Genomic DNA, 23,987 nt, shown 5'->3' on the forward strand with positions numbered 1-23,987 from the left:
GGATGGATAGCGCGGCATCCGCAGGATGCCCTTGCTGATGATTTGTACAGTGCTATACTACTCACGTCGACACGACCTACCGAGGGGCACTCGGAAAGTTACGTCTGTGGAGACGATGTGAGACCTGGGGGATATGAGTTGGTTCGCCACCGTAAAAATCCCCACTGTGGGACTTTTACGGCGATAACCAAGCCATTCCCTCGGGCAATCGTCTTGGAAGCAGAAACCAGAAAGGTAACAACCTGGGAATCCCCTTCCTTTCCGTCGCTAGACGGCAGCGCAAGCTGAGGGAGGGGAGGATGTCAAGAAGAGCATTACCCTCAGCACTGATCGCTCTAAAGCATCATGAAAACATCCGCCGCGTCACCGGGCGGATGTTTTTTTTATGGGCGTGAGCGCTCGACTTCAGGCATGGTCATCGGCTTGATAGGCCGATTGCAGGGAGCCACCCAAGCGCTGCATGAACTGCTGGCATGCCTCGAGCTGTGAGACCTCGATATACTCATCCGGCTGATGCGCCTGGGCAATGCTGCCCGGCCCCAGAATGATCGTCTGCAGCCCCTGCCCCTGAAACTGGCCAGCCTCGGTGGCGTAGGCCACGGCATGCTGGCAACAGCCTGCCGGAAGGTGCGCTTCTGCCAATTGCAGCACCTGCTGGTTGTCACGGTTTGCCAACCCGGGCACCGTCACGTTCAAGGGCTCTGTGGTGATGTCGACGGTTTTCCCCTGAGCCGCCAGGGCCTCACTCAGCGTGGCGCAGTAGTCGCTGAAGCGGGCATACACCTCTTCGAAGGTTTCCGTGGGCAGGTGGCGTATCTCCCACTCGAACTGGCACTCCCGCGCCATGATGTTGATGGCCGTGCCCCCCTTGATCTTGCCCACGTGCAGGCTGGTATGCGGCACGTTGAACGCCTCGTCCACGCGTCCTTCTTCGACCAGCGTGGCCATGGTGTCCTCGATGAAAGTGACCAGCCTGGCCGCCACATGAATCGCCGAGGTGCCCTGGTTCACCTGGCTGCTGTGGGCCTCGCGCCCCACTACGGTAGTGCGCAGGTTGGTAGCGCCTTTCTGGGCAACCACTGGCTGCATGCTGGTCGGCTCGCCGACGATGACCCGTGCCGTGGTGGAGTAGTGCTCATAAAAGCGCTTGATCAGACTCGGCGCCCCGACACAGCCGATCTCTTCGTCATAGGAAAAGCCCAGGTAGACCGGCTGCTGCAAAGGCGCCTTGACCCACTCGGGCACCATGGCCAGCGCGCAGGCGATGAACCCTTTCATGTCGCAGGTACCTCGCCCATACAACCGACCATCGCCCCCATCACGCAGGGTGAACGGGTCGCTGCTCCACGGCTGCCCTACGACGGGCACCACATCCGTATGCCCGGAAAGCATCACCCCGCCGGGCGCATCAGGGCCGATGCGCGCAATCAGGTTGGCTTTGGTACCACAGGGGCTCATCACCCGCTCGGAAGCGACGCCAGCCTTGGTCAGGTGCGCTTCGACAAATTCGATCAGGGCCAGATTGGACGCGCTGGAGGTGGTATCGAAGGCGACCAGTCTGGTCAGTAGCGTGGTGACATCGCTCATAGTGCTCTCGCTGTGCAGGCTTTTGGCCACCCTAGCACCGCCATGGGCATTTGGAAATGCTGACCGTCACGACAACTTCACCGTGCGTTCATGAAAGCGTCATCTACACTTTCTACTGTGTAGTGCACCCAAAAAATTCAACAAACGTACTGCGCATGACCTACAAGGAGTCGTTATGTCTCGTTTCACGTTGCATGCTCTTGCCCTCGGGGTGGCGACGGCCACTTTCAGCCTGTCGGCCCAGGCCACGACCAACATTCAGTGGTGGCACGCCATGGGAGGTCAGCTCGGTAACCTGCTGGAAGAGATGACCGAAGACTTCAATGCTTCCCAGGACGATTACCGCGTCACCCCCAGCTATCGGGGCAACTACACCGAAACGATGACTGGCGCGATCGCGGCCTTCCGTGCAGGCGAACAGCCCCACATCCTGCAAGTATTCGAAGTCGGCACCGGCACCATGATGAACGCCGACGGTGCGATCTACCCGGTCTACGAGCTGATGGAAGCCCACGGCCGTGCCTTCGACCCGGATGCCTTCCTGCCCGCCGTGGTGGGCTACTACACGGACACCAACGGCAACATGCTGTCGTTCCCGTTCAACTCCTCGACGCCCATCATGTACTACAACCGGGATGTGTTCGAAGCCGCTGGCCTGGACCCGGAACAGCCGCCACAGACCTGGGAAGAACTGGCCGAACAGGCCACCCAAATCACCGAGTCGGGTGCCGCACGCTGTGGCTTCACCTCTTCATGGCCAAGCTGGGTGATGCTGGAGAACTTCTCCGCCATGCACAACTCGCCGCTGGGCACTCTGGAAAATGGCTTTGGTGGCCTGGACACCGAGCTGAACTTCAATAACGACCTGGTGGCCCGCCACTGGGACAACCTGAAAGCCTGGCAGGACGCAGGCGCCTACAAATGGGGCGGCCCCGGTTCAGGCCCTGATGCCGAACCCATGTTCTACTCCCAGGAGTGCGCGATCTTCTTCGGCTCATCGGCCTCACGGGCAGATGTGGCAGCCAACGCCGACTTCGAAGTAGGCTTCGGCATGCAGCCCTACTATGCCGATGTCGACGGCGCGCCGCAGAACTCGATTATCGGGGGTGCCACGCTGTGGGCACTGCAAGGCCATAGCGATGAAGAGTACGAAGCCGTTGCTGCCTTCTTCGAGTACCTTTCAGAGCCCGAAGTGCAGGCCAAGTGGCACCAGCAAACCGGCTACCTGCCGATCACTCAGGCGGCATGGGACTTGAGCACCGAGCAGGGCTATTACGACGAGAACCCAGGCGCGGATATCTCGCTCAAGCAGATGACGCTGAACGAGCCCACCGAAAACTCGAAGGGCCTGCGCTTCGGCAACTTCGTGCAGATTCGCGACATCATTTCCGAAGAGATGGAAGCCGTCATGACTGGCAACAAATCGGGTCAGGCCGCTGCCGATGCAGCCGTTGAGCGGGGTAACCGTTTGCTGCGTGACTTCCAGTCTGCCAATCAATAAGTAAGCACTCGCTTCGCCGCCTGATCAATATCAGGCGGCGAAGTCGTTTCAAGTATCGCTCGGCATCGGTACTCCTTGACCCGCGTACCCCTCGCCTTACGTGCTACCCGTTCTCGCGGAAACCTGCTTATGCAAACCAAACGCATGACCTTTCCGGGGCGCTTTCTGCCTTATGCGCTGCTGGCCCCGCAAATCGTCATTACGCTGATCTTTTTCATCTGGCCGGCGGGCAAGGCGCTGTATCAATCGCTGCTGCGCGAAGATGCCTTCGGCCTGCGCACGACCTTCGTCGGCCTGGAGAACTTCACTCGCCTGTTCAGCGATGGCAACTACCTCAATGCGCTTTCGGTCACGGCAACCTTTGCCATCGGCACCACGCTGCTCTCCATGTCGGTGGCGCTGTTGCTGGCCTGCACGGTGAATCGCATGATCCGTTCGCGCAGCGCCTACACCACCCTGCTGGTATGGCCTTATGCCATTGCGCCCGCCATTGCCGGGGTGCTGTGGTGGTTCATTTTCAATCCTTCCATCGGCATCGTGCCTTACATGCTCGACATGGTGGGCTACCGCTGGAACCACCGCACGTCGGGAAGCGACGCCATGCTGCTGGTGATCTTTGCCGCTGCCTGGAAGCAGATTTCCTACAACTTTCTGTTTTTTCTAGCGGGCTTGCAGTCCATCCCGCAGTCGTTGATCGAGGCCGCCGCCATCGACGGGGCCAGCCCCATCAAGCGCTTCTGGACCATCGTCTTTCCGCTCCTTTCCCCCACCACGTTTTTCCTGATGGTGGTCAACGTGGTGTACGCGATGTTCGATACCTTCGGCATTATCCACGCCACGACACAGGGCGGCCCCGCACAGGCCACCAACACCCTGGTGTATAAGGTGTATGCCGATGGCTTCGTAGGCTTGAACCTGGGCTCTTCAGCGGCGCAGTCGGTCATTCTGATGGCCATCGTGATCGCCCTGACCATCGTTCAGTTCCGCTTCATCGAGCGCCGGGTCAACTACTGACCCAGGCGGATTGTGAGGAGTTTCGTTATGGTTGAAAACCGCCCCTGGGCCAACCTCCTGGCCCATCTGACGCTGATCCTGGGCGTTGCCGTGGTGGTATTTCCGGTGTACGTGGCGCTGGTGGCCTCGACCCAGGCACCCGGCGACTTGCTGCGCGGCACGCTGCCCATGCTGCCCGGCAGCCACGGCCTGGAAAACTACACGCGCATGTGGCAGTCCGGCGTTTCCAACGCGGGCGCGCCACCGGCAGGCACCATGCTGTGGAACAGCTTCGTGATGGCCATGGCCATTACGCTGGGCAAACTGTCCATCTCGCTGCTGTCCGCGTTTGCCATCGTCTATTTTCGTTTCCGCTTTCGGATGCTGTTCTTCTGGCTGATCTTCATCACCTTGATGCTGCCGGTGGAGGTGCGCATCATCCCCACCTTCCAGGTGGTGGCCGACCTGAAGATGCTCAACAGTTTTGCCGGGCTGTCGATTCCGCTGATTGCCTCGGCCACCGCTACCTTTCTCTTTCGCCAGTTCTTCATGACCATCCCTGAAGAGATGCTGGAAGCCGCCAGGGTGGACGGCGCGGGGCCGCTGAAGTTCTTCAAGGACATTCTGATGCCGCTCTCGATCACCAATATCGCGGCGCTGTTCGTGATCATGTTCATCTACGGCTGGAACCAGTACCTGTGGCCGCTGCTGATCACCACCAACCCGGATTACTACACCATCGTGATGGGCATTCAGCGCATGACTTCCGATGAAAACCCCCAATGGCACTTGATCATGGCGGCCGTCGTGATGGCGGCCCTGCCACCGGTGCTGGTGATCCTGTTTATGCAACGCCTGTTCGTGAAAGGCCTGACCGAGACGGAGAAGTAACCATGGCCAGCATTACCCTGGAAGGGCTGAAGAAAACCTACGCCGGTAACGTGGCAGCCGTCAAAGGCATCGACCTGCACATCGAAGATGGTGAATTCGTGGTACTGGTGGGGCCTTCCGGCTGCGGTAAATCGACCCTGCTGCGCATGGTGGCCGGGCTGGAAACCATTACCGAAGGCACGTTGAAGATCGGCGAGCGGGTGGTCAATCGGCTGGAGCCAGCCGAACGGGACATCGCCATGGTGTTTCAGAACTATGCGCTCTACCCTCACATGACGGTCTACAACAACCTGGCCTACGGCCTGAAAAACCGTGGCTTCAAGAAGCATGACATCGACCAGCGCGTGCGCGCCGCCGCCAAAATGCTGGAAATCGAGGAGTACCTGGAGCGCAAACCGCGCAAGCTCTCTGGCGGTCAGCGCCAGCGCGTGGCCATGGGACGCGCACTGGTACGCGAGCCTTCGGCCTTCCTGTTCGACGAGCCGCTCTCCAACCTGGATGCCAAGCTGAGGGTGCAGATGCGCGTCGAGATCAAGCAGTTGCAGCGTCGCCTGAAGACCACCAGCCTGTACGTCACCCACGACCAGCTCGAAGCGATGACCCTGGGCGACCGCCTGGTGGTGCTGAACGCAGGCAATATCGAGCAGGTAGGCACGCCCATGGAGATCTACACGCGGCCTGCCACGCTGTTCGTGGCCCAGTTCATCGGCTCCCCTGCCATGAACATCCTGCCGCAGGCCTATCTGGCCCCCCAGGATCATCAAGGGATATTGAGCCAGCTGCCGGAAGGCACGGACACTCTGGGTATTCGCCCGGATGACATGCTGCTGACACCGCCTGCCGAGCCGCATATCGCCCTACGAGCCACGCTGATGCTATACGAAGCAGCCGGGGCCGAAAGCCACCTGTACGTGCATCTGGCCGACCGCCAACAGCCTACGGTACTGAAAACCGCAGGCCAGCCTCCCGTTCAGGAGGGCGAGACGCTCAACCTGTACGTCACCGCCGGTGCCCTGCACCCGTTCAATGCCACCACGGGGCAGCGCACCGGCTGAGCCTACCGCTTGCCCAGGGCGATGAAGTGACTATTCGTCCTGGGCAATATCGACAATGCGACCTTGAGGCTGGTAAAACACCTCGCCATGGGACACCACGTGATCGCGCAACATTTCCCAGTCGGTATGGCCCACGATGGTATAGCGCCCATCTTCATGGGCAGCGCCCAGCGCCGTGTGGCCATCGCCACCTGCCGCGGTGAAGTTGTTGGTGGCCACGGTATAAATCTTGTCCGGGTCGATCGCCTGCATGGCGCCTTCGCGGTTCACCTCCAGACTGATGAGACGCTCGCCTGCAGGCTGACGGCTGTCGTAGGTGAGCCGCGTGCCTTCCGACACCTGCAGGAAGCCGCCGCTTTCGTCCGGCGCATTGGTCAGGGCGATTTCGAAGGTTTCAAGCAGCTCGGCACCGGTGACTTCCAGTAACGTCAACCGGTTACCGAACGGCTGCACGGCGATCAGGTCGCCGACGGTGATATCCCCCTGGGGCAGCGCTTCACGAATACCGCCGCTGTTCTGTAGCGCCATGAGGGTGTCCGGTACCACCTTGCGCGCTGCATGAAGCTGACCGTCGGCAATCAGGTTGCCCAGCGCCGTCTCGTTGGCGCGTACGCTCAGCGCATCGCCCTGGCCATGACGAGGGTTGGGCAGCGCCAGAATCGCCTTCGCACCTACCTGTTCGTCACGCAGTGCCTCGATGGCCGCGGTATAAGGTGCTAAAAGCTCCAGCGCAGCCGCATCCGGCGTGCGCTCGTCAACGGCCAGCAGCTCACCGCTGACCTCCTGCACCACGCCCTCGGCATCGAAGGTCACCTGCATGACTCCCAGGTGCTGGCCATACTCACCTGCCTGCCCTATCACGGTGGGCGCTGGCCAGTGCTCGGTCAGCAGCGCAGGCGGGGCAACCCGCGTATGGCTATGCCCCCCGATGATGACATCGATCCCCTCGACCTGCTCTGCCAGCAGCAGGTCGTTACCGACGCTGGGGTCGCTGTCGTAGCCCAGATGCGTGAGCGCAATGATCTTGTTGACTCCCTGTGCCTCGAACGCCTCGACCATAGTTTCGGCCGCCTGTCGATACTCACCAATGGTGACCTGGCCCGGGCTGGAGATGGCGTCGCTATCCTGGGTGCTCAATCCGAAGATCCCGATACGCTCCCCATGGTGTTCGAGGATCATACCGTCATAGAGATACCCCGGCTGGGGGTCGACCGTGATGCTCTCCCCGAGGCGCTCGGCAAACTCGGGAGAAGCCGAAAAGTCCAGGTTGGCGCCTAAAATGGGGAAGTCTGCCCCTGCAAAGAACGCCGCCAACGCCTGATGACCGGTCTCAGGGTCACCCAGGTCGAACTCATGATTCCCCGGCACGAACGCGTCGTAGCCCATCAGGTTCATGAAGGTCAGTGCGTCCTGGCCCTGAAACTCGTTGAAGTAGAGCGTCCCAGAGAAGACATCCCCCGCATCCAGCAGCAACCCCTCGCCATAGGTCTCCCGGGCCTCGTTCAAGGTGGCCACCAGGGCCGGGTAAGCATCCGTGCGGCCATGCAGGTCGTTGGTGTGATAGATCGTCAGGGTAAAGGTATCGTCGGCCATCACGGCTGATGCCGAGATCATGAGTGCGCCTGCAATGGCGCATGGAGTAACAAAGTGTCGTGAGGTCATGGACTGAGTTCCTTCCGTCAGGGTCAAGTCACGTTCTTCTTCATATAACGATAGTTGCTCTCTGCAACACAAGGCATGGTCATTCGCCATGTCATCGCTTGTTCACTTGGCTGTCGCCTCGGTGTCACTGTTGAGCCTCACCATGGTGGCTAAACGTGATAAAGGGATGAATCGCTCATGCGACTCTGTATCGTCAGCGAAACATGGTCACCGGAAATCAACGGCGTCGCGCACACGCTGAACCGGCTGTGTCGTGAACTGCTGTTGCTGGGCATCACAGTGGACGTGATACGCCCGGCGCCGCGTCAACCCGGAAGCGCCGCGTGCGCTACTCGGGAACTTCAGGTCAGGCGGTTTGCGCTGCCTAACTATACCGACGTTCAGGTAGGCTTTGCCCGCCCCGGGAAGCTTCAGCGCTTTTGGCAGCAGTACCGCCCGGATGTCGTGTATCTGGCGACCCAGGGCCCGCTGGGCTGGGCAGCCCGCCAGGCAGCCCAGCGCCTGGACCTGCCACTGGTGGCCGGTTGGCATACCAACTTCGACCACTACTGTCAGGATTATGGGGTTGCCTGGCTGAGCAAAGCGACACGACGCTATTTGCGCTATTTCCATAACGGCTGCGCGCTCACCCTGGTGCCTACCCAGCAGCAAGCCGTGGCGCTGCGCCAGGATGGCATCAAAGACGTACAGGTGCTGTCCCGGGGCATCGACGGCGAACGCTTTTCGCCCGCCCACCGCGACCTCGCGCTGCGTCAGCAGTGGGGTGTCAGCGAGCATCAACCGGTAGCCCTGTACGTAGGGCGCCTGGCACCCGAGAAGAACCTTTCGCTCCTGCAGGAAACGTTGCAAGCCATGCGCAGCGCTCGCCCCGATATGGCTCAGGTCATCGTCGGCGACGGCCCGGCCCGCAGCCAGCTGCAAAAAGCCTTGCCCGAGGCCCACTTCACCGGTTTCGTAGACAAGCATTCGCTGGCTCGCCATTACGCCAGCGCCGACATGTTCGTGTTTCCCTCGCTGTCTGAAACCTGGGGCAACGTGGTGACCGAAGCCATGGCCAGCGGTCTGGCGGTCGTGGCGTTTCGCCACGCGGCCAGCGCAGAACTGATTCACAGTGGCCATAACGGCATCACCGTGGCGACCGACGATGCGCTGGGCTTTCAACACGCGGCGGTCACGCTGTGTCAGCACCCTGCCGATTACGCACGACTAGGAAGAGTCGCCCGCCTGCGCGCGCTGGAACAGAGCTGGACGGGCATTGCCGAGCAATTTCTACGTTACCTGCACCATGCCCAGGAGGCCCGCCATGCGAGCTCGCCCGCTTGTCGTATTCGATCGTCTTGACCTGTTGGAGTGGCGCTTTTGCCAGCGTGTGACGCATCTCTCGCTCTACCGCCCCTGGCGTCTGACGCTCCAGACGGCCAGCAAACTGGGTGATTGGCCCGTTTGGGTACTACTGATTGCAGCTCAGCCCTGGCTGCAAGCGGACGGCCTCTGGCGCATGTGGCAATACTCACTGATCGCGCTACTGGCGATCCTGGTCTATAAGCTGGTAAAAACCCGGCTGTGTCGTGAGCGCCCCTTCATCACCTACCTGGGGGGCGTCCACTGCGGCGAACCCGCCCGAGACCGCTACAGTTTTCCCAGTGGCCATACCATGCATGCCGTGATGTTCAGCGTGCTGGTGGCCAGCCACACGCCCTGGCTGCTACCGATCGTGTTACCGCTTGCCTTGATCATCGCGATCTCACGGGTGGGGCTGGGCCTGCACTATGTCAGTGACGTGCTGGCCGGGGCCGCCATGGGCTATGGATTTGCGCTATTGGGACTCTACTGGATGGGCTAGGCCCTTTTCGAATACCTGAACGCCGTAGCGCTTTCATTTGATTGGCGCTACGTTTATCTCATTACCCTTGTCGAATCATCAAGGAGCGATGAGATGACCATGACCGTTGGTGAACTGTTTATCGCGCTGGTGCTCATTGCGCTGGTGCTGCTGGTCAGTAACGCGCTGCGCCTTTGGCTGCCCTGGCTGCGCCGCCTGTTTCTCCCCAGCTCGGTGATTGGCGGGCTGCTCTTACTGCTGCTCGGCCCCGATGTCATCGGGCGCTTCATGCCCACGCTTTTCGAAGATAGCCCCGGCTTGTTCCCCGCTTACGTCCAGGAGAGCTGGTCGGCGCTGCCCGGGCTGCTGATCAACGTGGTCTTTGCTGCCCTATTCATTGGCAAGGCCATCCCTGGGCTGCGCACCATCTGGCTACGCGCAGGGCCCCAGGTCGTGGTGGGTCAGACCATGGCCTGGGGCCAGTATGTGGTCGGGCTAAGCCTTGCCCTGCTGGTGCTGGTACCGCTTTTCAACATGAACCCCATGGTAGGGGCGCTGATTGAAATCGGTTTCGAAGGGGGGCACGGCACCGCCGCGGGCATGGCCGACACTTTCGCCGATCTCGGTTTTGAGGAAGGCGCCGACCTGGCGCTTGGCCTGGCCACCGTCGGCATCGTTTCGGGGGTGTTGATCGGTACGGTGATGATCAACATCGCGGCACGCAGAGGCGTGGTCAAGCCCACCCGTGAAGAAGACCAGCCGGATGAAAGCCTGCGTGAAGACGAGCGGCCCTCTACAGAGGAGTTCAGCGAATTCAAAAAGGATCTGGCACAAGAGGCAGGCACCACCGACCCTTTGAGCCTGCATATTGGCCTAGTGGGCATTGCCATCGTGATTGGCTGGCTGCTGCTGACAGGCCTGCAGTGGATCGAGCAGATGACCTGGGCGCGCGACGGTGGGCTGGAAATACTCGCCCACGTGCCGCTGTTTCCCATCGCCATGATTGGCGGGGTGATCGTACAGCTGTGTGTCATGCGCTTTGGGCTGGAACGGCACGTATCCACCCGCACCATGTCTCGTATTGCAGGCACCGCTCTGGATTTCACCATTGTGGCCGCCCTCGCAACGCTTTCGCTGACCACACTGGGCGATTACTTCGTGCCGTTCCTGCTGCTGGCCGTTGCCGGGATTGCCTGGAGCCTCTTCGTACTGATCGTGATTGCTCCCCGCGTCATCCCCGAAAACTGGTTCGAACGCGGTATTGGTGACTTCGGCCAATCCATGGGGGTCACTGTCACGGGACTGTTGCTGATGCGCATGGCAGACCCCAAGAACAAGTCTGGCGCGCTGGAGAGCTTTGGCTACAAACAGCTGATGTTCGAACCCGTGGTGGGCGGTGGCCTGTTTACCGCCGCCGCGTTACCGCTGATTGCCCAGTTTGGCGCACCCGCCGTGCTGGGCTTCACGGCCATACTAACCGTCGGCTGGCTGGCATTTGGACTGCTCTACTTTGGCCGGATGGTGCCCGACCGTGGCAAGGGTCGATGGCAAGGCAAGTAAACGTCAGATAGCAAAACGCCCGCAGCTGCGGGCGTTTTGTATTGGATGGCTTACATAGGATGGCTTACATATCGGGCGGCATGTCGTCACGCTCTTCCAGGCCCCCGGAAAATGACGTCTTGAACGCCATATACAGGCCCACCCCCGAAAACCCCAGGAAGAGCACGAACATGCATAACATCAATACCATCGCCATAACGCGTGTCCCTGTCAGTGTGCGGCCGTTGCGTTGACGTCTTCTCACCGCTGAAAGTTGATCTACACGACAGGATAGACCAAAACACTGCGCCCATCTGTACCATTACTGTACAGACGCAGGGATGGATTTGTAAAATTATCTAAAATCAGTTACTTGAGAAAACAAAAATAACGCAAAAAAACCATCCCACGTGAGCGAGATGGCTGTTTTGCATCGCTGCCAATCCTTGGCCTTGATGGCCAGCACATCCAGGTGCTGGCAAGAGTGAGCAGGCTCGATGTCCCTACACGTCCTTGATGCTTTCTGGGCGTCCTGCCCTCCATGACTGCCTGTTAGCCTGCCCACGCTGTTGATAAAGAAGGGTCACTTCCTGTGAACCCGAGGCAGTTTATGCTACTAACCATGGTACTGCACAAGGCGGACCAATACTTGCAAAAAAATTAAAAAATACATTAAAAACAATTGCTTGACTTAAATAAAAAGGAGCATAATCTATGCCAACGTAGTGTTCTGAGCCGCCCAAACCTGTGTAAAAGTGGCACATGCGACAAATGCGTATAGCGCATTTTTAGCCTGCCACCGCCGTTTGTGTCACCCAGGCATCACGACCAGTGGCGGGCCTCCCCGTTAACGCTTATGTTATATATCGAATGCCCCACTCTCGGGGATGAGCCCCACTGAGGACACTCTCATGAAACGCTCCATGCTGCTTGGCATACTTTTGATGTCGACCCTGCTGGTCATCAGCGGATGTAATACGGTTCGCGGCATGGGCCAGGATATCGAGCGGGGTGGTGCTGCCATTCAGCGCTCGGCGGAGTAACCCCATGATGACGGTCTTTCTTTCCCACGGCCTGGAGAGCGGCCCCGGCGCCTTGAAGATACAGGCGCTAAAAGGCGTCGCAGAGCATGTAGATGACTGTGAGCCCGTGGTCATGGATTATCGCGGCATGAGCGAGCCTGCAGCCCGTTTGGCTCATTTACGTGAGACGTTGAATGCCCGAGGCGATGACCCATCCCGATGCATTCTGGCGGGGTCTAGCCTGGGCGGATGGATCAGTGCGGCACTGAGTGCCGAAACGCCCGTACTCGGCTGCTTCTTGTTGGCTCCCGCGCTCGGCATGCCCCGCTACCCGGAAACCTCCCCCATCATTCAGGCCCAACACACCCATATCATTCACGGTTGGCAGGATGACGTAGTGCTGCCAGGCCCGGTCATCGAGCACGCCCAGCGCCAGCGGCTCTCGCTGCGCATGGTGGATGACGACCATCGGCTACACAGCAGCCTGGAGGTCATCCTGGCGGATTTCACACGATTTTTGGCCACCTGTGCCAGCTGATGCTCGCACACGCCAGGATTAGCTTGCCAAAACCTCGACATGGGCACCATAAACCTATACAAATAATATACACACAATAGGAGGTAGCTCATGTTTGGACTTTTCAAGCGCGACCCCAAAAAAAAACTGCAGCAGGACTACGAACGCAAACTCACCGAGGCCATGCAAGCGTCTCGCAATGGCGACATGCGCGCCAATGCGACCCTGACCGCCGAAGCCGAAGCGCTGTTGCAGGAAATCAACCGTTTGAAGGACGAAGGCCGCTAGCCCATGGGCCGTTTGCCAAGAGGCGTGTGCCGCCTGATGCTGGCCTTGGGCATGGTGTCACAGGCACAGGCACAGGCACAGGCAACAGAAACGTGCCAGCTTCAGGGGCGCTGGTGGCAATCGGGTCAGGCCGTGACTGCCGATGCGGTGCTCAACCTGGCAGCGCAACGGCCAGTGGTGCTGCTAGGGGAACGGCACGACGCCATGGAACACCACCGCTGGCAATTGCATACCCTGGCAGGCCTGTACGCCTATGAGAGCGATATGGTGATTGGCCTGGAGATGTTGCCCAGAGAAGCGCAGCCGGTACTGGAAGGCTGGGTCGCGGGGGAGCTTTCCGAAGACGCGTTTCTGGAGCAGAGCGACTGGCAGGAAGCCTGGGGGTTCGATCCTGAGCTTTACTGGCCCATCCTTCACTTTGCGCGCTTGAACCGCATTCCACTGAAGGCACTCAACATCACTCCCGCCCTACGCCAGCGAATGGCCAGCGAAGAGGTCGACCATATTCCCGCGGAACAGCGCCACGGTATTCCTGCCCCGCGACCTGCCAATGACGCCTACCAAACGTATCTGGAGGAAGTCTTCGACCAGCATGCCATGGGGCAGGAAAATCCCGACATGCTGGAACGGTTCATTCAAGCTCAGCTCAGCTGGGACGTTGCCATGGCGCAGGGGCTAGCGGACGCCGCACAAGGGAGTGCCCTGACCGTGGGGCTGATGGGTCTTGGGCATGTGGTGCATGGCCATGGCGTAGCGCACCAGTTGGAAGGGCTGGGCATTCAGGACACGTTCAGTCTCTTACCCTGGGAACTTGAGGAGTGCGTGCTTCCCGACCCGGCCTTGAGCGATGCCATCTTCATATTACCCACCCCAATGCCAGACGCGTCATCCTGAACAAGCGGTCAATATCACTTATGTTAAAACCATGCGCCAAAATGTTTATTCGCTAGCTAATAGACTAAGCATTTTATATTGCTACGGTTCAGCATTAGCCATGAAAGCACGCTGAGCGGCACTGATGACGCCTTTCCGTATAGCCTACTCTATACTCAAAAAACCGTTGATTGTACCGTTTAATATGCAGCTCGTTACCAATTGATTACAACAACCGTGATCTCTACGGTAGAAGGCTTGTTCACCTGCTGATACTGCCCCCATGACACCTGACTCTCAATTACAGCGAAGAAACCTGTGGTCCGGAATCGGCGTTACCCTGGTCGCCTGTTGGCTGCTGGTCTGGCTAATCCCGCGCTACGGTGGCTCCGGCATGGCGTTTGGTATGCATCCACAGCGTTTGGCCACGCTAGGCGCCTGGGTCATGTTGATCTGTGCTGCCATACTCCTTATCGTCAGTTTTATTCGCCTTAAACAACAGCGAGCACCTTTATTAAAGCGTTTATCGCTTATCAATCTTTGGTATCAAGCCTGGCCTTTCTTATATGTATTACTCTTTATCCTACTCGCTAACTTTATCCCTTTAACGTGGCTGGCCCCCTTTATTATAGGTTGTCTCGTTGCACTACTGGGTGAACGGCGCTGGTATGTTATTGCACTTTCTGCCGCGATTCCTACCGCAGCACTTTACTTACTGACCGTGCAACTCATGCGCATAGGAATTGTTTAACATGCCAGAATTCAGTGCTATTACCAGTGCCTTTGGCGATGCATTAACACTGCACTCCATCAGCGTCATTTTAGGAGGCGTGTTATTGGGCTATATCGTGGGCGTCATTCCCGGCCTGAACCGATCGGTGGCCATTGCCATTGCCATACCGCTCACTTTCTACATGTCGGCCTATGCCGCCATCGCCTTTTTGATTGGCCTCTCCAAGGGCACGGCAGCGGGCAGCGCCGTTTCTGCCATTTTGCTCAACACCCCGGGCGAGCCCTCTTCTGCAGCCACCTGTCTGGATGGCTACCCCATGGCCAACAATGGCCAGCCTCGCAAGGCGCTCAAGGTAGGGCTACTGGCGTCGGTGGTCGGCGACCTGTTATCGACACTGCTATTGATCGTCGTCGTTATTCCCTTTGCCTCGATTGCCCTCAAGTTTGGCCCTTATGAACTGGCTGCCATTCTCATTTTTGCCCTGGTCTTTATTGCCGGGATGGCCGGAGGCTCTTTTTTAAAGGGCATGGCCGCCGGGGGCATGGGCGTTATTTTAGGAACGGTTGGGTTAGACCCAGAAACCGGCGCCATGCGCTTTACGTTTGGCTACGCGGAGCTGATGGAAGGCGTGCCCATTCTCCCTTTAGTGATCGGCACCCTGGCTCTTTCGGAAATGTTCGTACAACTGGAAGCTTATCGGCGTAATAAAGGCGCCAGCTCCGTCAAACTTGGCCATAACCCAGAAGACGACCTCTCCTTTAAAGAGTTTAAAAGCACCTTGCCGACCATCTTTAAAAGCACCGGCGTCGGGGCGTTCGTTGGCGCACTGCCGGGCCTGGGGCCATCGGTAGGTTCGTTCATGGCGTATGGGCTCGCCAAGCGCGGCGCCAAAGACCCGGATAGCTTCGGCAAGGGCAACCCCAATGGCATTGCCGCCGCCGAGGCTGCCGATAACGCCGTCATTCCCGCCAGCTACATTCCGCTGTTCGGGCTGGGTATTCCCGGCAGCGTGTCGGCGGCACTGCTGGTGGGTGCTTTCATGATCCACGGCATTCAGGTCGGCCCGCTGATGCTGCGCGACCATCCACAAATGCTGTTCACCATCTTTGCAGGCATGGTGGTCGCTAGCCTGATCATGCTGGCCGTAGGCTGGTACGGGCTACGTATCTTTGCCCGCGTCACGGATGTGCCGCAGAACATCGTCATCCCCGTGGTGATCTTTCTCTGCCTGGCCGGCATTCAAGTGCAGGGCTACGGCACTTTTGGCCTGCTGACCGTGTTTGGCTTCGCGATCTTCGGCTATTTCCTGAAGAAGCATGACTACTCCTTCGTGACCTTCCTGGTCGCTTTCATCGTCACGCCCATGCTGGAGATGAACCTGCGCCAGTCAGTCATTCTTTCCGGGGGCGACATCGGCATTCTCATGCAGCGCCCCATTGCACTGACGTTTGTGGTCGCCACTGGCCTGCTGGTACTGCACCTGCTGTGGAGCAGTTATCGCCAGTACCGGCAGCGTCGGCAACACGGCTAAACCGAGCAACCTTCACTACCAAGAAAAAACCATCGAGGAAACCACCATGAAAAAGCATCTTCTGACCACCGCCATCGTTTCGGCAGCGCTGACCCTGGCCGCTGGCACCGCCCAGGCCAATGACTTCCCCAGCAAGCCGCTGACCATGGTCGTCGGCTTTGGCGCAGGCGGCAGCACCGACATTCAAGCCCGCGTGCTGGCCAACGTACTGGAAGAAGAGCTGGGCCAGCCGGTGAACGTGGTCAACCAGCCGGGCGCGGGCGGTGGCGTGGCCTTGACTCGCCTGGCCAACAATAACGACGAAGGCTACACCTTTGCCTTTGGCACCTCCATGACCATCACCTACGGCCCGCTGGCCACGGAAACCGCCTACCAGCTGGACGACTTCCGCTACGTGGCGGGCGTGACGCTGGGCCAGTCGGCTATCGTGACCGGCGAGAATCGCCCCTTTGGTGACAGCTGGGAGTCGCTGGTGGAGTATGCCCGCGAAAACCCCGGCACCAGCTATGCCACGCAGACCGCCCTGGATCGCATGATCATCGAGTACATTGCCCAGCAGGAAGGTCTTGACCTGCGCATCGTGCCCACGGCAGGCGGCGCTGGCATGGCACCGCTGATTCTCTCTGGCGACGTGGACTTCGCCTATAGCGGCGGCACCCACTCCGGCTACGCAGAAACGGGTGAAATGCCGGTCCTGCTGAGCCTGGCAGAAGACCGTCTGGTAGCCTTCCCGGATGCGCCCAGCCTGCAAGAAGCCGGTTATGACATCAACCCGGCAGAAATTCGCGTGGTCATGGTGCCCAACAATACGCCGGATGCCCACGTCGAGCGCCTGGCAGAAGCACTGGAAGCCGCCACTCAGGATGAGCGCTTCATCGAGATCACCGAAGAGCGCATCCTGATGCCGGTGGTGTACCTGTCTGAAGACGAAGTCACCCAGACCCTCACCGAGCAGACCGAAAGCTACAAGGCGCTGATCGAAGAGCTGGGCGGCGTACCGGGCGCAGACGACTAAGCTGCCCCGCATGCCATCAACAGGATGGCATGAAAAAGCCCGCTGACCGTGTCAGCGGGCTTTTTAGTGGTTCCGGGCCAGCATCGCCGAGCCGACGGCGATTGCCAACAGGGCTACTCGTCGGCTAGCGCGGGCAGCAGCGTCTTGAGCTTGCGTGTCAGGGTATTGCGCCCCCAGCCCAGCAGCTCGGCCGCTTCCCCCTTGCGCCCCCCTGTGTGCTTCAGGGCGGTTTCGATCAGGATGCGCTCGAAATCCGGCACCGCCTCTTCCAACAGGTGCGTATGCCCTTCGGCCAGGGCGTGGTCGGCCCAATCCCGGAAGGCCGAGCGCCAATCACCGTAAGCACCTCCTTCCGGCGCGCTGACCGAGCGCAGCTCGGGAGGCAGGTCTTCGATCAGGATCTCCCTGCCCGATGCCATCACGGTGAGCCAACGGCAGATATTTTCCAGCTGACGAACGTTACCCGGCCACGGCAGCCGCGTCAGGTGAGCTTCTGCCTCGGGCGTCAGCACCTTGATATCGGTGGATAGCTCCTTGGCCGCCTCCGCCAGGAAGTGACGCGTCAAGCGGGGGATGTCTTCACGGCGCTCGGCCAGGCGCGGCAGGTGCACCCGAATCACGTTCAGGCGGTGGAACAGATCCTCACGAAAACGCCCTTCATCCACCAGAGATTCCAGGTTCTGGTGGGTAGCGGCAATGATGCGCACATCCACCTTGACCGGCGTATGGCCGCCGACCCGGTAAAACTCGCCATCGGCCAGCACCCGCAGCAGGCGCGTTTGCGTCTCGGCGGGCATATCGCCAATTTCATCCAGAAACAGCGTACCGCCGTTGGCCTGCTCGAAACGCCCTTGGCGCTGCTGGGCGGCACCGGTAAAGGCGCCTTTCTCATGGCCAAACAGTTCCGACTCGATCAGGTCACGAGGAATTGCCGCCATATTGAGGGCAATGAACGGCTTGCCGGAGCGCGGGCTGTGCTGATGCAGCGCCTGGGCCACCCGCTCTTTACCGGTGCCCGACTCCCCGTTGATCAATACCGTAATATGGGAGTGCGACAAGCGGCCAATGGCGCGAAACACCTCCTGCATGGCAGGCGCTTCGCCGATGATCTCGGCGCTCAGCCCTTCCGGTACGCTGACCGGCCGCTGCCGCTCGCGGGCATGGGCCACCGCCCGCCGCACCAGCGCCAGCGCTTCGTCGACATCAAAGGGCTTGGGCAGGTACTCGAAAGCGCCCCCCTGATAAGAGGCCACCGCGCTATCCAGGTCCGAGTGGGCGGTCATGACAATGACCGGCAGATCGGGGTGAGCCGCACGCACGCGAGACATCAGGTCGAGGCCGTCGATTCCCGGCATGCGAATATCGGTGACCAGCACATCTGGTGGATTTTCCAGCAGCCGAGCCAGCGCCGTATCCGCCCGCTCGATACATTCGACATCCAGGTCGGGTTGCGCTAGCGCGCGCTCCAGCACCCAGCGGATAGCGCGGTCATCATCGACGATAACCACCCGTGCAACATCGGTACGTGTCGCCTCAGTCATGACGCATCTCCGGTAAATTAATAACCAATGGAATCAGTAAACGAAATTCGGTGTGTCCGGGTCGGGAATCGCATTCGATCAATCCTTGATGTTGATGCAAAATTGACTGAGCAATCGATAGCCCCAGGCCGCTGCCTTCCGCGCGGCCTGACACCATGGGGTAAAAAAGCGTTTCACGTAACGCATCGGGAATGCCGGGGCCGTTATCGATCACGCCCACCTCACTGACCAGCCGATGGCGCTCGGCCCCCAGCGTGAACTGGCGGCGGGCACGGGTGCGCAGGGTCAGCGTGGGGGACGGCGTGTCGGCTTCGCTCATGGCCTGTACCGCGTTGCGGGCCACGTTCAACACGGCCTGGATCATCTGCGACTCGTCGCCAGAAAGGTCCGGCAGACTGGGGTCATAATCGCGGTTAACGGTGACCTGCGGATGCTCGGCCAACAGCAGCGCACGCACGCGCTCCAGCACCTTGTGAATGTTCACCGGCTCATGCTTGATGATGCGGTTGGGGCCCAGCATGGAGTCCACCAGATCGCGCAGACGGTCCACTTCCTCGACGATGATGTGGGTAAACTCCCGCAAGGCCGGGTCGTCCAGATCGCGCTCCAGCAGCTGCGCCGCGCCGCGGATACCGCCCAAGGGGTTTTTCACCTCATGGGCCAGCCCACGCGCCAGCACCTTGATGGTCTCCTGGCGAGTGGTCAGCGCTTCTTCCCGGGAAATCTGCATCAGCCGATCACGGGGCTCCACCTCCAGCAGCAGCTCGTCGGCGGACAGCGGCGTCACGGTGTAATCCACCGTCAGGGGGTCACTATTGAGCGGCGTAATACGCGCTTCGCGTTGGGTGTAAGGGTGAAACGCATCGCGCGCCTTGGCCAGCACGTCATCGATACTCTCGTCACCGCCCAGCAGGGTGTCCAGACTGATGCCTTGTACCCGACTGAAGCTCACCGCCAGCAGCGCCTCGGCGGCCGGATTCATCCAGCGAACCCGAAGTTCGCCGTCCAGCAGCAATACCGCCGTCGTGAGGTGTTCTAGTAAGCGCTGATACATGGCGTGTCCTGAAGCGTCGCTAACCGTAGCGTTAGTGATTTAGCTGAGGAAGTGCAAAAAGCGCGCCAGGTTACCCAAAACGGCGCCATGCACGGCTTAGGGGCAGCCTACCGATACCGCTCGGGCGTTTATAGCGCAAGGGACGGAAGATTTAGCTAATTCAACGCACCATTATAGTGCATACACTTAATCAGCGATAAAAATCGTCACCTGATCGGTGCGATGCTGAATGCGCCCCTGGCTGTCCAGCAGCTCTGCCTGCAAACGATGCTGCCCCGGGGGCAAGCCTGCCAGCCAAAAGGCATCGCTATGCAGAGGGGATTGGCTAAGCTCGCCGTTGACGAGCAGCTGGATCTGGTGGTCCTCACGCAGCGCAGGGGAAACGCTGACCTCCACTGGCGTCATGCCACCGCGCAGAGAAGCCCCAGGCGCGGGGGCAACGATGATGAACCGGTCATAGGGCATGAACGGCTGGCCCGGGCGCCCTGCAGGGCGTGCCGCCGAGAGCGCGGCTGGGCGTGCAGCGGGCAAGCTGGGCAGAGGCGCCAGCCGCAACACTTCGCCGCCGCGCTCGGGGTTATCGGTAAAGGTCACGTTGCCCTGGGCATCAACGATGCGGTACACCGTTTGTGCCTTGGCAGCGCTTACCCACAGGCAGGCGGCCACGAAAACCCCTGTGGATAATATGGCTGACCATGCAACACGCCGCTTACTCACCATGCTGCCTCCTCAACTATTCTGCCCATAAAAAAACCCCGCCGAGGCGGGGTTTTGGCTCGTCACACCGCAAGGGTGATCTTAGCAGTCATGCCATCAGCTTAGCAGCTGTAGTACATGTCGAACTCGATCGGGTGAGTCGTCATGCGGATACGCTCGACGTCTTCCATTTTCAGTTCGATGTAAGCGTCGATCATCTCGTCGGTGAATACACCGCCTTCGGTCAGGAACGCCCGGTCAGCATCGAGTGCTTCCAGGGCCTGGTCGAGGCTGTGAGCCACGGTGGGAACCGACTTGCCCTCTTCCGGCGGCAGGTCATACAGGTTCTTGTCCATGGCATCGCCAGGGTGGATCTTGTTCTTGATACCGTCGATACCCGCCATCAGCATCGCTGCGAACGCCAGGTAGGGGTTGGCAGTCGGGTCAGGGAAGCGAGTCTCTACACGCTTGCCTTTCGGGCTGGCAGTGTAAGGAATACGGATAGACGCAGAGCGGTTACGAGCACTGTAGGCCAGCATGACCGGCGCTTCGAAGCCCGGTACCAGACGCTTGTACGAGTTGGTAGAAGCGTTGGTGAAGGCGTTCAGAGCACGGGCGTGCTTGATGATACCGCCGATGTAGTACAGCGCCATTTCAGACAGGCCAGCGTACTCATCGCCCGCGAACTGGTTCTGACCATCTTTCCAGAACGACTGGTGTACGTGCATACCAGAACCGTTGTCGCCTACCAGCGGCTTCGGCATGAAGGTAGCGGTCTTGCCGTAAGCGTGCGCCACGTTGTGGATCACATACTTCATTTCCTGAACTTCGTCGGCCTTCTTCACCAGCGTGTTGAACTTCACGCCGATTTCGTTCTGACCGGCGTTGGCCACTTCGTGGTGGTGTACTTCGACGGTCTGGCCAATCGCTTCCAGGGTGTTACACATGGCACCACGGATATCGTGGAAGCTGTCTACCGGCGGAACCGGGAAGTAGCCACCCTTGAGGCGCGGACGGTGACCCAGGTTGCCAGTCTCGACCTTGCTGTCGGTGGCCCAGGCGCCTTCGTCGGAAGTGATCTTGTACATGGAGCCTTGAATGTCGGACTTCCAGTGTACTTCGTCGAAGATGAAGAATTCGGGCTCGGGGCCGAAGAACGCAGTGTCACCCAGGCCAGTGGACTCGAGGTAGGCCTCGGCGCGCTTGGCGATGGAACGCGGGTCACGGTCATAGCCCTGCATGGTGGCAGGCTCGATGATGTCGCAACGCAGGATCAGGGTAGCGTCTTCGGTGAAGGGGTCCAGGAAGCCGGTGCCGTCTTCCGGACGCAGGATCATGTCAGACTCGTTGATGCCTTTCCAGCCATTGATGGAAGAACCATCGAACATCTGGCCGTTTTCAAAAAACTCTTCGTTCACGTCACGCGCAGGCACGGTCACGTGCTGCTCTTTACCGCGTGTGTCGGTGAAACGCAGGTCTACCCACTTAACGTCATGTTCTTCGATTAGCGCAAGAGTCTTGGCTGACATAGTGTCCTCCGGTATGAGCGTGGCTTAGAGCTTGAAACAATAAGCTATCGATAAAAGTGTTATTCAACAAATCGTCTACATGCCTTGGCACGTGGCGCGTTTGTCTTTTTTGTTCGCTTTACGTTTGCTTGACCATGGATAACAAATCGCCCAGCGATCATTTCAGACCGGCTATCGTTGTAGCACGCCAAGCGGCTTCTGCCTATGGCCTGCTAGCGACTGACAAACGGCCCATGAAACTGTTCATGAAACTGCCTACGAAGCTGTCACGAAATATAAGCACGTAGCATGCCAACTTTGCACCAATATGGCTTTTGAAAAAATAACAGCATGATTCAAAAAGCAAAAATCATTTTCTCCGATGCCTCCTGATGTAGCATTTACCCACTACGCTACTGCATGAAGCACGTCTCAAGCTCAATATGCACCAAAAAAATACAAAAAATTCCCTTATTGCACAAAATCAGTGCATAGCAAGGCAGTCTATTTTTATGCTTTTCTCCACCATTTCTCCTTGCTACGAAAAGAAACCAATGCCTACAATAAATTACAAAACGGAAAGTTGTTACTACGAAGGAAGCCGCTTTCATGGGTACGGTTTGCTTTATCGTCGATGCTTCCGTGGCGGGAGCCTGGCTTCCTCGCCACCTGCGCTCCATTCGTCAATCTGGCCTGGCCGAGCATCTCGTGCCCGTGATCGTGACCGCCGCGTTTCTGGATGAGCGCTTCGCGACCCTGGAGCACCGTTTTCACGCCCACTGCCTCGTCACCCCAGAGAAGAAACTGGGCGCTCGCCTGAATCAGGCGGCGTATGTCAGCCAAGCAGAATGGCTGCTGGTGGCCATGCACAAACAGGTATTGCCTGCACAGCTATGGCCCCTGCTGTACCCCGAGCTAGATACGCAAACGCTGGATGCGCTGATCATCAGCGCGATGACGCCTCGGTTGCCAGAGCGCCTCTGGCAGCAGCTACGTGGCCCTAACGCCGCATTGCCCCCTTACATGGCCATCAGCCGAACCTGGCTGGAACGCCTGGGAGGCTTCGACCCCGAGCTGGAGGTCACGGCAATGACCGACCTGCTACAGCGCCTGCATGCCTGCCCTACCCGCCTGAAGACCCTCAGCGGGCAAGCACTGGGGTTGCCGCGAGGCTCTCCACTGAGCGCGTTGAAAGCACGCTTTTCTACCGCCCCCCCCCCACACTGATCGTCGCCCTCGTCCCTTCATCACTCTTCAACGCCTTCCCCAATCCACAAGGCATACTGAACGACCCCAGCGAGGCTTACCTAACGCCAGCCTCATACTTTCAGGCGTTTGCCAAACAGCATGGCGCCCCAAGTGGTGGTGTTCACCGCCTTGTTCAACAGCACCGAGCCCACGCTGGCCACCACGATCAAGAGCAGTGCGTAAAGCACCAGCGGCAGCGTTTCCACGCCGACCAAGGTATCGGTAATGGCAAAAAACATCGGGTGGGCCAGGTAAATACCGAAGGAGTAGGCATTGATATAGCGCACCCAGCCAGGCGCTCGGCGCCCCTTCAAGCGGCGCATGGTCACCAGCACGAACAGCACGAAAAAGGGAATGACCCAGACTTCCTTGGAAGAGAACGCCAGCCAATGAGCAAAGGTGGCCATCACGATCAGCGCCACCCACCCCCATAGCCAACGGGACTGCGACAGCGTTTGCAGCCACACGGGGCGCTCCTGCAGCACGGCACGAGGCGCCAGCGGGTAATAGCGCACCAGCACCAGCGCCAGAAAGAAGAGATACACCCACCCCAGGGGCGCGATCCACAGCAAGTAGCCAGGGGGTTCTACCTGGAACCAGTACGCCAGCCCCCAGTAGGCCATGCTGACCACACACGCCACCCAAAGCCAGGGCACCGGATTCACCCGCCACAGCTGCCAGCGGGTAAATGCCCAATACGCCGCATAGAACTGCATGGCGATGATCAAGAAATACCCGTGCCAGCCCGCATAGATGAAGTAGCTGCGCGCATTGGCCAGGAAGCCCACGGCATCGTCGCTGCCCGACAACCGCCACCACTCTGCCGTCGAATAGTTGACTGCTCCTCGCCCTGAAGGACGAGGATTCCCAATTCAACGAGAATCGGACACGGAGACTGGCTCCATGCCGCT

At 59.3% G+C, this 23,987-nt stretch carries 23 protein-coding genes; 15 read left to right on the forward strand and 8 right to left on the reverse strand.

What is annotated here, in order from left to right; all coding sequences use genetic code 11:
- Positions 1-405 precede the first annotated feature (405 nt).
- Positions 406-1,587, reverse strand: a complete 1,182-nt coding sequence (gene argE, locus CWI66_RS15025; protein ID WP_081138086.1) for an acetylornithine deacetylase — start codon at positions 1,585-1,587, stop codon at positions 406-408.
- Between the two features lie 175 nt (positions 1,588-1,762).
- On the opposite strand from argE, the gene ugpB reads away from it, so the two are divergent.
- The 4 genes from ugpB to CWI66_RS15045 all read left to right on the forward strand — a co-directional run bounded on the left by ugpB (position 1,763) and on the right by CWI66_RS15045 (position 6,027).
- A complete protein-coding gene (ugpB, locus tag CWI66_RS15030; RefSeq protein WP_096921615.1) occupies positions 1,763-3,088 on the forward strand; it encodes a sn-glycerol-3-phosphate ABC transporter substrate-binding protein UgpB in 1,326 nt (441 codons plus the stop codon).
- Between the two features lie 129 nt (positions 3,089-3,217).
- On the forward strand, positions 3,218-4,102 hold the full coding sequence (gene ugpA / locus CWI66_RS15035) for a sn-glycerol-3-phosphate ABC transporter permease UgpA (RefSeq protein ID WP_081137981.1): 885 nt from the start codon (positions 3,218-3,220) through the stop codon (positions 4,100-4,102).
- A gap of 27 nt (positions 4,103-4,129) precedes the next feature.
- Positions 4,130-4,972 carry a sn-glycerol-3-phosphate ABC transporter permease UgpE gene (ugpE, locus tag CWI66_RS15040; protein WP_039183237.1) on the forward strand — a complete coding sequence of 281 codons (843 nt, stop codon included), beginning with the start codon at positions 4,130-4,132 and terminating at the stop codon, positions 4,970-4,972.
- A gap of 2 nt (positions 4,973-4,974) precedes the next feature.
- Complete coding sequence (locus CWI66_RS15045; RefSeq protein ID WP_100732147.1) at positions 4,975-6,027, forward strand: sn-glycerol-3-phosphate import ATP-binding protein UgpC; 1,053 nt, start codon at positions 4,975-4,977, stop codon at positions 6,025-6,027.
- Positions 6,028-6,057: 30 nt separating this feature from the next.
- Here the strand turns inward: CWI66_RS15045 and CWI66_RS15050 are convergent, their stop codons facing one another.
- The gene (locus tag CWI66_RS15050; RefSeq protein WP_100732148.1) at positions 6,058-7,641 is read right to left on the reverse strand and encodes a bifunctional metallophosphatase/5'-nucleotidase; all 1,584 of its coding nucleotides are present in this window, start codon (positions 7,639-7,641) and stop codon (positions 6,058-6,060) included.
- Positions 7,642-7,866: 225 nt separating this feature from the next.
- On the opposite strand from CWI66_RS15050, the gene CWI66_RS15055 reads away from it, so the two are divergent.
- The 3 genes from CWI66_RS15055 to CWI66_RS15065 all read left to right on the forward strand — a co-directional run bounded on the left by CWI66_RS15055 (position 7,867) and on the right by CWI66_RS15065 (position 11,071).
- Positions 7,867-9,030 (forward strand): glycosyltransferase family 4 protein, encoded by a 1,164-nt coding sequence (locus tag CWI66_RS15055; RefSeq protein ID WP_100732149.1) that lies wholly within the window; start codon positions 7,867-7,869, stop codon positions 9,028-9,030.
- Positions 8,993-9,532, forward strand: coding sequence for a phosphatase PAP2 family protein (locus tag CWI66_RS15060; protein ID WP_016915843.1), 540 nt, complete (start codon positions 8,993-8,995; stop codon positions 9,530-9,532). Before CWI66_RS15055 ends, CWI66_RS15060 begins: the two co-directional genes overlap by 38 nt.
- 93 nt (positions 9,533-9,625) lie before the next feature.
- Positions 9,626-11,071, forward strand: a complete 1,446-nt coding sequence (locus tag CWI66_RS15065; protein ID WP_081137972.1) for a sodium/glutamate symporter — start codon at positions 9,626-9,628, stop codon at positions 11,069-11,071.
- 64 nt (positions 11,072-11,135) lie between these two features.
- Here CWI66_RS15065 and CWI66_RS18600 read toward each other — a convergent pair whose 3' ends face one another.
- Positions 11,136-11,267 (reverse strand): hypothetical protein, encoded by a 132-nt coding sequence (locus CWI66_RS18600; RefSeq protein WP_016915840.1) that lies wholly within the window; start codon positions 11,265-11,267, stop codon positions 11,136-11,138.
- Positions 11,268-11,961: 694 nt separating this feature from the next.
- Between CWI66_RS18600 and CWI66_RS15070 the strand changes: the two genes are divergently transcribed.
- The 7 genes from CWI66_RS15070 (at position 11,962) to CWI66_RS15095 (ending at position 17,029) form a co-directional block, all read left to right on the forward strand.
- Positions 11,962-12,093, forward strand: coding sequence for an entericidin A/B family lipoprotein (locus tag CWI66_RS15070; protein ID WP_016915839.1), 132 nt, complete (start codon positions 11,962-11,964; stop codon positions 12,091-12,093).
- 4 nt (positions 12,094-12,097) lie between these two features.
- On the forward strand, positions 12,098-12,610 hold the full coding sequence (locus CWI66_RS15075; protein ID WP_016915838.1) for an alpha/beta fold hydrolase: 513 nt from the start codon (positions 12,098-12,100) through the stop codon (positions 12,608-12,610).
- A gap of 90 nt (positions 12,611-12,700) precedes the next feature.
- The gene (locus CWI66_RS18065; RefSeq protein ID WP_016915837.1) at positions 12,701-12,877 is read left to right on the forward strand and encodes a DUF6435 family protein; all 177 of its coding nucleotides are present in this window, start codon (positions 12,701-12,703) and stop codon (positions 12,875-12,877) included.
- A 3-nt stretch (positions 12,878-12,880) separates the two neighbouring features.
- Positions 12,881-13,771, forward strand: a complete 891-nt coding sequence (locus tag CWI66_RS15080) for a ChaN family lipoprotein (protein ID WP_232710937.1) — start codon at positions 12,881-12,883, stop codon at positions 13,769-13,771.
- Positions 13,772-14,033: 262 nt separating this feature from the next.
- Positions 14,034-14,501, forward strand: a complete 468-nt coding sequence (locus CWI66_RS15085; RefSeq protein ID WP_232710938.1) for a hypothetical protein — start codon at positions 14,034-14,036, stop codon at positions 14,499-14,501.
- Between the two features lies 1 nt (position 14,502).
- Positions 14,503-16,014: a tripartite tricarboxylate transporter permease gene (locus CWI66_RS15090; protein WP_100732152.1), complete on the forward strand. Its 1,512-nt coding sequence runs from the start codon at positions 14,503-14,505 to the stop codon at positions 16,012-16,014.
- A gap of 46 nt (positions 16,015-16,060) precedes the next feature.
- Positions 16,061-17,029, forward strand: a complete 969-nt coding sequence (locus CWI66_RS15095) for a tripartite tricarboxylate transporter substrate binding protein (RefSeq protein ID WP_016915832.1) — start codon at positions 16,061-16,063, stop codon at positions 17,027-17,029.
- Positions 17,030-17,142: 113 nt separating this feature from the next.
- On the opposite strand, the gene glnG is transcribed toward CWI66_RS15095, so the two are convergent.
- The 4 genes from glnG to glnA all read right to left on the reverse strand — a co-directional run bounded on the left by glnG (position 17,143) and on the right by glnA (position 21,849).
- Complete coding sequence (gene glnG / locus CWI66_RS15100) at positions 17,143-18,570, reverse strand: nitrogen regulation protein NR(I) (protein ID WP_081193481.1); 1,428 nt, start codon at positions 18,568-18,570, stop codon at positions 17,143-17,145.
- Positions 18,563-19,624, reverse strand: a complete 1,062-nt coding sequence (glnL, locus tag CWI66_RS15105) for a nitrogen regulation protein NR(II) (protein ID WP_016915830.1) — start codon at positions 19,622-19,624, stop codon at positions 18,563-18,565. The genes glnG and glnL overlap by 8 nt, the downstream gene beginning before the upstream one ends.
- Positions 19,625-19,810: 186 nt before the next feature.
- The gene (locus CWI66_RS15110; RefSeq protein WP_100732155.1) at positions 19,811-20,290 is read right to left on the reverse strand and encodes a DUF4124 domain-containing protein; all 480 of its coding nucleotides are present in this window, start codon (positions 20,288-20,290) and stop codon (positions 19,811-19,813) included.
- Positions 20,291-20,442: 152 nt separating this feature from the next.
- Entirely contained in the window at positions 20,443-21,849 is a 1,407-nt protein-coding gene (glnA, locus tag CWI66_RS15115) for a glutamate--ammonia ligase (RefSeq protein ID WP_100732153.1), read from the reverse strand.
- A gap of 588 nt (positions 21,850-22,437) precedes the next feature.
- Here glnA and CWI66_RS15120 point away from each other — a divergent pair.
- A complete protein-coding gene (locus CWI66_RS15120; RefSeq protein ID WP_100732154.1) occupies positions 22,438-23,055 on the forward strand; it encodes a hypothetical protein in 618 nt (205 codons plus the stop codon).
- Between the two features lie 92 nt (positions 23,056-23,147).
- Here CWI66_RS15120 and CWI66_RS15125 read toward each other — a convergent pair whose 3' ends face one another.
- Positions 23,148-23,885, reverse strand: a complete 738-nt coding sequence (locus CWI66_RS15125; protein WP_332868384.1) for an acyltransferase family protein — start codon at positions 23,883-23,885, stop codon at positions 23,148-23,150.
- Between the last annotated feature and the right edge of the window lie 102 nt (positions 23,886-23,987).

Source organism: Halomonas sp. 141, from assembly GCF_002810305.1.
Classification (GTDB): Bacteria; Pseudomonadota; Gammaproteobacteria; order Pseudomonadales; family Halomonadaceae; genus Vreelandella; species Vreelandella stevensii.

Bases quoted from the DNA above. Each gene is read 5' to 3' on its own strand.
- argE (WP_081138086.1), bottom strand. From the start codon at position 1,587: ATGAGCGATGTCACCACGCTACTGACCAGACTGGTCGCCTTCGATACC.
- ugpB (WP_096921615.1), top strand. From the start codon at position 1,763: ATGTCTCGTTTCACGTTGCATGCTCTTGCCCTCGGGGTGGCGACGGCC.
- ugpA (WP_081137981.1), top strand. From the start codon at position 3,218: ATGCAAACCAAACGCATGACCTTTCCGGGGCGCTTTCTGCCTTATGCG.
- ugpE (WP_039183237.1), top strand. From the start codon at position 4,130: ATGGTTGAAAACCGCCCCTGGGCCAACCTCCTGGCCCATCTGACGCTG.
- CWI66_RS15045 (WP_100732147.1), top strand. From the start codon at position 4,975: ATGGCCAGCATTACCCTGGAAGGGCTGAAGAAAACCTACGCCGGTAAC.
- CWI66_RS15050 (WP_100732148.1), bottom strand. From the start codon at position 7,641: ATGATCTCGGCATCAGCCGTGATGGCCGACGATACCTTTACCCTGACG.
- CWI66_RS15055 (WP_100732149.1), top strand. From the start codon at position 7,867: ATGCGACTCTGTATCGTCAGCGAAACATGGTCACCGGAAATCAACGGC.
- CWI66_RS15060 (WP_016915843.1), top strand. From the start codon at position 8,993: ATGCGAGCTCGCCCGCTTGTCGTATTCGATCGTCTTGACCTGTTGGAG.
- CWI66_RS15065 (WP_081137972.1), top strand. From the start codon at position 9,626: ATGACCATGACCGTTGGTGAACTGTTTATCGCGCTGGTGCTCATTGCG.
- CWI66_RS18600 (WP_016915840.1), bottom strand. From the start codon at position 11,267: ATGGCGATGGTATTGATGTTATGCATGTTCGTGCTCTTCCTGGGGTTT.
- CWI66_RS15070 (WP_016915839.1), top strand. From the start codon at position 11,962: ATGAAACGCTCCATGCTGCTTGGCATACTTTTGATGTCGACCCTGCTG.
- CWI66_RS15075 (WP_016915838.1), top strand. From the start codon at position 12,098: ATGATGACGGTCTTTCTTTCCCACGGCCTGGAGAGCGGCCCCGGCGCC.
- CWI66_RS18065 (WP_016915837.1), top strand. From the start codon at position 12,701: ATGTTTGGACTTTTCAAGCGCGACCCCAAAAAAAAACTGCAGCAGGAC.
- CWI66_RS15080 (WP_232710937.1), top strand. From the start codon at position 12,881: ATGGGCCGTTTGCCAAGAGGCGTGTGCCGCCTGATGCTGGCCTTGGGC.
- CWI66_RS15085 (WP_232710938.1), top strand. From the start codon at position 14,034: ATGACACCTGACTCTCAATTACAGCGAAGAAACCTGTGGTCCGGAATC.
- CWI66_RS15090 (WP_100732152.1), top strand. From the start codon at position 14,503: ATGCCAGAATTCAGTGCTATTACCAGTGCCTTTGGCGATGCATTAACA.
- CWI66_RS15095 (WP_016915832.1), top strand. From the start codon at position 16,061: ATGAAAAAGCATCTTCTGACCACCGCCATCGTTTCGGCAGCGCTGACC.
- glnG (WP_081193481.1), bottom strand. From the start codon at position 18,570: ATGACTGAGGCGACACGTACCGATGTTGCACGGGTGGTTATCGTCGAT.
- glnL (WP_016915830.1), bottom strand. From the start codon at position 19,624: ATGTATCAGCGCTTACTAGAACACCTCACGACGGCGGTATTGCTGCTG.
- glnA (WP_100732153.1), bottom strand. From the start codon at position 21,849: ATGTCAGCCAAGACTCTTGCGCTAATCGAAGAACATGACGTTAAGTGG.
- CWI66_RS15120 (WP_100732154.1), top strand. From the start codon at position 22,438: ATGGGTACGGTTTGCTTTATCGTCGATGCTTCCGTGGCGGGAGCCTGG.